Source organism: Puniceicoccaceae bacterium (genome assembly GCA_040224245.1).
GTDB lineage: Bacteria > Verrucomicrobiota > Verrucomicrobiia > Opitutales > JAFGAQ01 > JAKSBQ01.
Genome location: JBEGIR010000013.1, coordinates 1 through 8,024, shown reverse-complemented (window position 1 = coordinate 8,024; position 8,024 = coordinate 1). Strand labels below are relative to the sequence as shown.

7 protein-coding genes are annotated in these 8,024 nt (G+C 55.6%); 2 read left to right on the top strand and 5 right to left on the bottom strand.

Annotated features, from left to right (window positions below; all coding sequences use genetic code 11):
* The 5 genes from ABQ298_01925 to ABQ298_01905 all read right to left on the bottom strand — a co-directional run.
* Positions 1-467 (bottom strand): glycoside hydrolase N-terminal domain-containing protein (locus ABQ298_01925; protein ID MEQ9823122.1); only part of this gene is annotated, 467 nt, incomplete at its 3' end.
* Positions 468-524: 57 nt separating this feature from the next.
* A complete protein-coding gene (ybeY, locus tag ABQ298_01920; protein MEQ9823121.1) occupies positions 525-989 on the bottom strand; it encodes an rRNA maturation RNase YbeY in 465 nt (154 codons plus the stop codon).
* Entirely contained in the window at positions 970-3,402 is a 2,433-nt protein-coding gene (locus tag ABQ298_01915) for an HDIG domain-containing metalloprotein (GenBank protein MEQ9823120.1), read from the bottom strand. Before ABQ298_01915 ends, ybeY begins: the two co-directional genes overlap by 20 nt.
* 197 nt (positions 3,403-3,599) lie before the next feature.
* Positions 3,600-4,550 carry a PhoH family protein gene (locus ABQ298_01910; protein MEQ9823119.1) on the bottom strand — a complete coding sequence of 317 codons (951 nt, stop codon included), beginning with the start codon at positions 4,548-4,550 and terminating at the stop codon, positions 3,600-3,602.
* Positions 4,551-4,613: 63 nt separating this feature from the next.
* Positions 4,614-5,099, bottom strand: a complete 486-nt coding sequence (locus tag ABQ298_01905; protein ID MEQ9823118.1) for an HIT domain-containing protein — start codon at positions 5,097-5,099, stop codon at positions 4,614-4,616.
* Positions 5,100-5,234: 135 nt separating this feature from the next.
* Here ABQ298_01905 and ABQ298_01900 point away from each other — a divergent pair, with 135 nt between their 5' ends.
* Together ABQ298_01900 and ABQ298_01895 are read left to right on the top strand one after the other, a co-directional pair.
* Positions 5,235-6,269 (top strand): exosortase/archaeosortase family protein, encoded by a 1,035-nt coding sequence (locus ABQ298_01900; GenBank protein MEQ9823117.1) that lies wholly within the window; start codon positions 5,235-5,237, stop codon positions 6,267-6,269.
* Between the two features lie 76 nt (positions 6,270-6,345).
* Positions 6,346-7,971, top strand: coding sequence for a mucoidy inhibitor MuiA family protein (locus ABQ298_01895; protein ID MEQ9823116.1), 1,626 nt, complete (start codon positions 6,346-6,348; stop codon positions 7,969-7,971).
* Positions 7,972-8,024 lie beyond the last annotated feature (53 nt).

Here is an 8,024-nt window from a genome sequence, read left to right as displayed (position 1 = left end):
GCTGAGTCATGGGGAAAACTCAGGTGCAGAGCGGCCAGCATCTGGTAGGTGCCATAGCCACCCTCGACGCGTGGATCATGGGGCTGAGTGCCCGAAACCTGGGTTTGCAGAATCTGTTCATTGGCTGCCTTGACCTCACCCTCAAACAACTGTTGGCGGATGGACGGCAGGGCAGTTGCAGCGGCGGGGTTGTTGGCACCTTCGACGTAATGGCCACTCCAGACACTGTCCTCATTGATCACGATGCGCTCCTCAGCGACTCCACCGGGAATGAGCATGCCCATGCGTCCGTTGCCGACGGGCAAACCCTCATTGATCGCGTGCGTTCCCGGCGCCTCATACCAGAGCACTTGGGCGGGATCGTGATGGGTGTCTGCACCCAGGCATAAGGGTAGCAGCAACACAGTAAACATCAGGCACCCTTCAGCAAGGGGTGCCCATGCAAACAAGCGTGGGGTCAATTTCATAGTAGGGGATTTTGTTTTGCCGCAAATCCGATAGGTTTGCGAGCGAAAAGGACCCCGTTACGACTGCATGACAAAGCAAGGAATGGCTGCGGACTCGTGCAGCAGTTGCATGAGCATTGCCTCGCCCTCCCGCATGCGTTCACTTGCGGCGTCTGTTGTATCGTCGTAACCGGAGAGGTGCAGCAGACCATGCATCAGGTAGAGCGTGAGTTCCTCGGCAAAACAGGTACCGTGCTCGCTGTGAGTTGCCAGAGCGCGGTCGGCAGAGACGCAGATTTCCCCGGCAAACTCCATGTCCGGATCTCCGGGGAATGTGATCACATCGGTAGTGGACGGATCGTCGAGGAAGTCGCCGTGCAGTTCGGCGACCGCAGGGTCACTGAGAATGGCGATGGAGAGGTCTCCATCGGGAAAGTTGGGCTGCAGGGCATGGATCGCCAGACGAATGGCCTGCAGGATCGCATTTTCGGGTGCCGTGAGCGAAGGGTGGTCGACGAGGATGTCAATTTCCCTGGCTTGCATGGCTTGAGTTTTTTTCGATGGGAGCGTCTGCGGGATCGGTGCTCTTCAGCGCGGGCTTTCCCGAAGTCGTTAATTTGCCATCGTCGGCTTTCGGGTACTCGATGCGGGAGTGCAGCATGTTGAGAATGCTCATGATGAAACTGGAGCGAATCTTGGCGAGTTCCTGATAGGAGAGCGGTGCCTGATCGAGCTGGTTGTCGGCAATCGCATTGGCAATGATGCTGTCGATCAGATCTTCGATGTTCTGTTGAGTGACCTTTTTCAGACTGCGACTTGCTGCTTCGACACTGTCGGCCAGAAAGATGATGGCGGCCTCCTTGAACTGGGGTGTTGGGCCGTCGTAGCGGTAATTGCTCTGGTCAATGGTGACATGGGTGGGTTGGCTGCCTCCCTCTTTTTTGGCGCGCTCTTTGGCTTCATTGAGTGCCTGAAAGTAGAAGTAGCGAATCAGCGATGTGCCGTGGTGTTGGCGAATGATGTCGATGATGATCTTGGGAAGCGAGTAGCGCCGTGCCATCTGTACGCCTTCCGAGACGTGATTTTTGATGATCAGCGCGCTCATCGACGGCTTCATGGAATCGTGAGGATTGGGCGAGCCAGCCAGCTGATTTTCGGTGAAGTATTCGGGTTTTGACAGTTTTCCGATGTCGTGAAAAAAGGAACAAGTGCGACAGACAAGCGGATTGGCACCCACTTCGATGGCCGCTTTTTCCGAGATATTGGCGACCATCAGGGAGTGGTGGTAGGTTCCGGGTGCTTCCATCTGCATTTTGCGCAGCAGCGGATGATTAAAGTCCGTCAGCTCGAGCAGGGTAATGTCGGAAGAAATTTTAAAAGAGGCTTCGAGAATGGGGACGATACCAACGATCAACATGCCATAGACCAGAGAGAGCATGAGGGAGAGCAGGGAGCGCTGAAGCACGACGGTCATTCCCTCCTGATCGAAGTATCCCTGCACCACGATGGTCAGTGCGAGTACGAGGCCGGCGAGAAAACTCGCGCGTACGATTTTGGAGCGCACCCTTACCTTGTGACTGAGGGTAATGCCCACCATGCAGGTGAGCAGTACGACCAGGAAGGTTTCGATGCTCTCGCCCTGCATTAATCCGTAGATGGAACTGATGATCAGTGCGGAGAGCACGGCAGGCAGCACTCCGAGCAGCAGGTTGATCACCAGTGGGGCAATGAGAAAGGGCGGAGCGTAGAGCAGCAGGGAACCGAGGGTTTTGGTATCCGCAAACAGACTGGTTTCGCCAAGTTCGAGCACCATGCGAATGGCAATCACATTGATGGTGATCATCAGGGCACAGAGCAGGTAGTGACTGTTGGTCTGATCGGTGGGAGGGAAGGCGGTGAAAACAAAGATCACCGTGACGCCGAGCAGGATGATCACGTAGAAGATGCGCTCCTGCATGAAGTCACCCATCAGCGGTGTGGTTTTGGCCTCCTGCCTGCGGCGTTCTTCGTAGGCATTGAGCTTTTCCATGTCGAGCGGCGTGACGATCGAACCCAGTTCAATGATGGTGTCGCCGCGTCGGATGGAAACCTCAACAGGTTGCACCTGATTGACCGCTGCATTGATTTCGCGGGCATGTGCGGCTTCGTCGTAGAACAGGTTGACGACAATGCCTTCCTTCATGATCTCAAACAGGGACTGGTAAATCACCTCCAGGTTTTCGAGACGACTCAGGCGCACACGCAGATCCAGCAGGGCTTCGGTGGGGGATTTGAACTGAACCTCGCGGGTACGTCCCTCTTCGTCGGTGATTTTGATCAGGGAGTAACGTCCCGAACGGTTGGCCGCTTGGGATCCCGGGGAGAAGATGCCCTCCCGGTAGATATGCCAGAGTTCGGTGAGGCCCTGTTGAAGCAGTCGGTAGCGTTCCCGAAAATCGGTTTCCCGGTAGAGCGTCAGCACACTGCTGACATCCACGGAAAAGGTGGAATTGGTGATTGTCGTATGCAAGGTCTCCTCGAGCTTGCGTTCCTGCTCGTTTGGTGAGAGTTCCCGGTGGGTCCGCGAGAACTCAAGCAACAGGTCGTTCAGTTCATTGATGAAAACCTCGAATTCCGAAAAGCGTTCATAGCTCACCGCGTAGACCGGAGCGACCTGCTTGCGTTGAAGGTCGCGCTTGAGTTCGGTGCGAATGCGGGAGACATAGCTGAACGAAGTTTCTGCGTTGACCTGAACGCGTGCCAGTTGATCAACAGAAATGCGAGGTCCCGAAGGGGCCTGTCCCCAGAAGCTGACGAAGGAAATCAGAAGGGTGCTGCTGAGCAGGATCAGGAGGGTCAGCCGCCGACTTTTGAGCAGGAAGGTTGATTTGGCGGCAACCCGTTTTTCCCGAAGGTGACGGGATCGGGTGGAGCCTTTTTCGCGGATTCGAAAAATTCTGCGGAACAAGGTGGTCATGGGCAGGTTCGCTCACTCGCTCGAGCCAGGTGCTTCGAAGGGAAGACAGACGAGCTTCAAGCGACCGGTGTGGTCGTGGAAACGAGTGGCGAATAGAGCATCATACTTGGTTGTCGGTAGACCCGGAATCTGGATGCATGGGTTGGCGGGTTAGCAATCTGAAAGCGGGCGCAGCATGCGTCAACGGAATGGTGCTGTCAGTTGGAATGTCGGTTGTATGCTTCGATGATCTTCTGGACCAGCGGATGGCGAACGACGTCGGAGTCATCCAGAAAGAACAGTTGGATACCTTTCACATCATGAAGCACATCCATTGCTTGTTTCAAGCCCGATTTTTTGGCCTTGGGCAGGTCGACCTGAGTGATATCTCCCGTGATCACCATGCGGGAATTGTCACCGAGGCGGGTGAGAAACATCATCATCTGCTCGGGCGTGGTATTCTGTGCTTCATCGAGCACGATAAAGGCATTGCTGAGGGTCCGACCGCGCATGTAAGCGAGAGGGGCGATTTCGATCACACCGCGTTCCATGATCTTGAGGGTTTCCTCCTTGCCGAGCATGTCATACATCGCATCGTAGAGCGGACGCAGGTAGGGCAGTATTTTCTCCTGCAAGTCCCCGGGGAGAAATCCAAGGGCTTCGCCTGCTTCGACGGCCGGGCGGGTGAGGATGAGTTTTTCGACACGTCCCTCCATCAGCAGGTGCAGCGCGACGGCCATTGCCAGATAAGTTTTACCGGTACCGGCAGGACCGATGCCAAAGACGATCTCATTGCGAAGGATGGAACTGAGGTAATGCTTCTGGTTGATCGTTTTGGGAACGATGGACTTGCGCTTGACCTTGATCACCAGCGGGTTTTCGAAGAGTGCCTTCAGCTCTTCAGGATCGCCGTGCAGGGTTGATTCGAGCAGGTTGTGAAAATCGCTTTGTTTGATTTGGATGCCCTGTGATCGGGCTGCGTCGAGAATCTCAAAAAACTGCACGCCCGTGCGCACGGCTTCGGATGCACCGCTGAACTGGATCCAGTCTTCGCGTGCCACAATTTCGATCTGCAGGGTGGATTCGACCGCTCGCAGGTTTTTTTCGTTGGAGCCGTAGAGCTGGTCAACGTGGCGTTGGTTGGTGAACTGCAGTTTTTCAGTAGCCATGATTCAAGGGCGACACAGATTGGGAAATGCGAAACCCTGCGATGGTGAATTTTGAAGGGTGCGTCAATGCGCAAATTCCCTGAGCCGTTCCCAGAGCGCGTCGAGTGCGGTGGGCAAGACTCGTGTCTTTCCGATGACGGGCATGAAATTGGTGTCGCCCTTCCAGCGGGGCACGATGTGGCAGTGCAGGTGCCAGGGGATGCCTGCGCCCGCATCGGCTCCGAGATTGATGCCAATGTTGAACCCGTTGGGGTGAAGGGCCTGACTCAAGACCTGTTTGGCGCGAATCACGAGTTGCATGAACTCGGTGAGTTCGTCCGGTTCAAGTTGGTCGATATCTGCAACCTCACGGTAGGGCACGACCATGAGGTGACCGGCGTTATAGGGGTAGCGGTTCATCACCACGTAGTGATGCGCGCCCCTGATCAGGATGAGCGACTTGCGGTCGTCCGGTTCCTCGGGAAGGCGCAGGAAGGGATTGGAACTTTCCTTGGACTCTTTGGGAGCCTCCACGTATTCCATGCGCCAGTATGAGTGTAGAAAATCCATAAATTGGGTTGGGCTTTGGCTTCAACTGCCGGTGGGTTGCATCTTCCGCAAATGCAGGGAAAAATCAACGGTTTTTCGGTTTACAGTTTGCGCGATCCCTGATCGACTTCGGTACTCTGGTGCTGCTGCCTTGTCTTGAAAATTCCAGTACACAACCCTGCGCTTTGGTCCCGCCTCCCTCGCATCACACAGTTTGCGCTGCTCATGTTGCTGGCCTACCTGGCTGTTGTCATCTGGGATCAGTGGGGGTGGTGGACAAGGGACGAAGAATACCACTTTGGCTTCTTGGTTCCATTCTTTGTGGCGTTTGTACTGATGGATCGCTGGCCTGCGCTGAAGCAGATACTGATAGAGGGCGGAGCACCGGGAGTGGATTTGGGACGCATGGATCGCAAGCACTGGTTGCAACACGCAGTGGGCATGGCAATGGGATTGATCGCATGCGGTGGCATGCTGATGTTTCTGCTGGCAGGTGTGATTCGGCTGGCGGAAGGGGGGTTGTCGGTGCCGTCAACGGTGCTGTTTGCGCTCAGTTTTGCCGCGATTGCACTGAGCCTGCCCTACGTATTTGTGGATCAGGACGTGGAGGGGCGAAGCATCCCGATGTCCCGTCGGCTGGAGCTGGTGAAGTTGTTGATGTTTCCAGCACTGGTCTGGTTGGTGGCTGCGCCGATGCCGGGATTTGTGAAGCAGGAACTCAAGCTCTTCCTGCTGGACAAAGTGGTGGCGGTGGTCTTTGCCGTTTTTGAAGTCTTTGGCTATCCCTTGCTGAAGGAGGGCAATACCTTTGTGCTGCCAGAGGGTCGGGTGGGTGTTGCCGATGCCTGCTCGGGCATTCGCTCGCTGACGGGTTGTGTGGTGACGGGCGTTTTTTTGGCTGCGGTGAGTTTCAAGACCTTACTGCCCAAACTGGTGCTGGTGGTGCTGGCTGTGATCCTTGCTGTGTTGAGCAATCTGGCGCGAAGTCTCTTTCTGACGATTTATGCCTACCGCAACGGTGGTGATTCGATTAACGGACTGGTGCACGATGCGACGGGGTATGCAGTGCTGATCGTGACAGCGCTCTGCCTTTGGGGCGGGGTAACCGTGATGACATTGGGCAACCGCGACTGGAGTGCAGTGCTGGATTCCGATTCAGAGACCACAGGGAATGCAAGCAAGAATGAATGAAGCCGCCCCTATGGGAGTCTGTAAAAAACAAACCTGTCCGACTGCACTCGAGCTATTGAATCGACTCAATTCCTTTATGAAAACTCAATCAAGCCTACTGTTGCTGACCTTATGTCTGGTTGGCATCGTCCGTTCCCACGGGACGCCGAACCTTCCCTCTCAAACGGTTCAATCCAGCATCGAAGCGGTCACCGTGTTTCCCGACGCTGCGCGGGTGGTGCGCAATTTGCAGGCAGAGGTTCCTGCGGGCCTCTCCATTTTGCAGGTCGATTATCTTCCCAATCAGTTGGATGCGTCGCAGCTGCTTGTCGAAGTGAAGGACACATCGGCAGAGGTTTGGGTGCGGGATGTCAGCCTGCAATCGGATCTGCTGAAGGTGGATCAACATCCGGAAGCACTTGCACTAAAGCAGCAGGTTGAGCAGGCTGCCCTGGCGCTCCAGCAGGCTCAGCAAAAATGGCAGTTTCTACAGCGTCGACTCGACTATGCAGAATCGTTGATGGAATCGTTTGCAGAGGGCTATGGATCGAAGGATGACCCTTCAGCCCTGCAACAGCAGATCGAATCCACCTGGACCTTTTATGAACAGACGCACGCAGATGTGAAGCAGAAGCAAGCGGATCTCAATGCGGAAATCGAGGAGCTGAAACGCACGCACGCTGAACTCGTGCAACAGCACACAGAAGTATTGGAACGCTTGAAATCTGCGGCATTGCGGGTGGAAGTGCGCGTTGAAGCACGGGAAGCCAGCGAGCTGGAACTCGCCCTGGTGTATGGCGTGCGGCAGTGTTCGTGGCAGCCAGTCTACGAGATTCGTGCCAATCCGGAACAGGAGCAGGTGACGATTCGCTATCAGGCGCAGATCCAACAGCGCTCAGGTGAGGCATGGGACGGGGTTCGCCTGACCCTCTCGACGGCGTCTGCGGTCCGCAGCTCGTACATTCCCGAATTGCACCCCATCTACCTCAATCCCATTGAGGCTACTCTGACTCGCAAGGCTGAGATGCGCCTCATGTCGATGGATGCAGCGGGTGCGGCACCTATGGCAGCGGAAATGGCTGCACCGCAGTTTGAGGCGGGTTACAGTTCATTTCAGGTGACGTTGCCGCAGCCTTTTTCGATGCGCAGTGGAAAGCAGCATCAACAGACATTGATTGCTGAAAACACTGTCGATGCTTCCTTCTGGTCTGTGGTGGCTCCCGCACAGGGCACGCAGATTTACCTGGCTGCAGAGGTGATGCCGGGCTTTGAAATGCCTCTGCTGGCGGGTGAGAGTGTGCTCTTTGTTGAGCAGCAGATGGTGGGACGCAGCTACCTGCAGGCGACAGCCATGGGGGAATCGCTTGAGCTGGCTCTGGGCGTCAATGAAAACTTCACAGTTGAGCGCAAGCCCGGAGAACTGATGCAGGAAGAGAAGGGCATTTTTGGCAAGCGTACACGCCTGAACCGTCAATACTTCACGACGATTCGCAATGCATCACAGCGGGAGCAGCGCGTGCGCGTGAAGGATCAGTTTCCGGTCAGCCAGAACGAAAAAATTGAGGTCAAAACTCATGCTCCCAAAGCTTCGGAAGTGGTCATGGAAGCACACAACGGGCGCTTCTACTGGGATCTGGTCATTCCGGCGGGAGAGTTCCGCACGCTCGAAACCCGGTTTGAGGTGAGCTTTCCCGAAGACTGGAACGTGCCGCAACACTATTGATCACGTGCCGGAGTCTGCGAGGCTCCGGACGGTATCGGTCTTTTGAGACTTGA

What these genes read in the sequence shown, in the direction of transcription:
- ABQ298_01895 (MEQ9823116.1), top strand. Translation starts at nt 6,346, where the DNA reads ATGAAAACTCAATCAAGCCTACTGTTGCTGACCTTATGTCTGGTTGGC.
- ybeY (MEQ9823121.1), bottom strand. Translation starts at nt 989, where the DNA reads ATGCAAGCCAGGGAAATTGACATCCTCGTCGACCACCCTTCGCTCACG.
- ABQ298_01905 (MEQ9823118.1), bottom strand. Translation starts at nt 5,099, where the DNA reads ATGGATTTTCTACACTCATACTGGCGCATGGAATACGTGGAGGCTCCC.
- ABQ298_01910 (MEQ9823119.1), bottom strand. Translation starts at nt 4,550, where the DNA reads ATGGCTACTGAAAAACTGCAGTTCACCAACCAACGCCACGTTGACCAG.
- ABQ298_01915 (MEQ9823120.1), bottom strand. Translation starts at nt 3,402, where the DNA reads ATGACCACCTTGTTCCGCAGAATTTTTCGAATCCGCGAAAAAGGCTCC.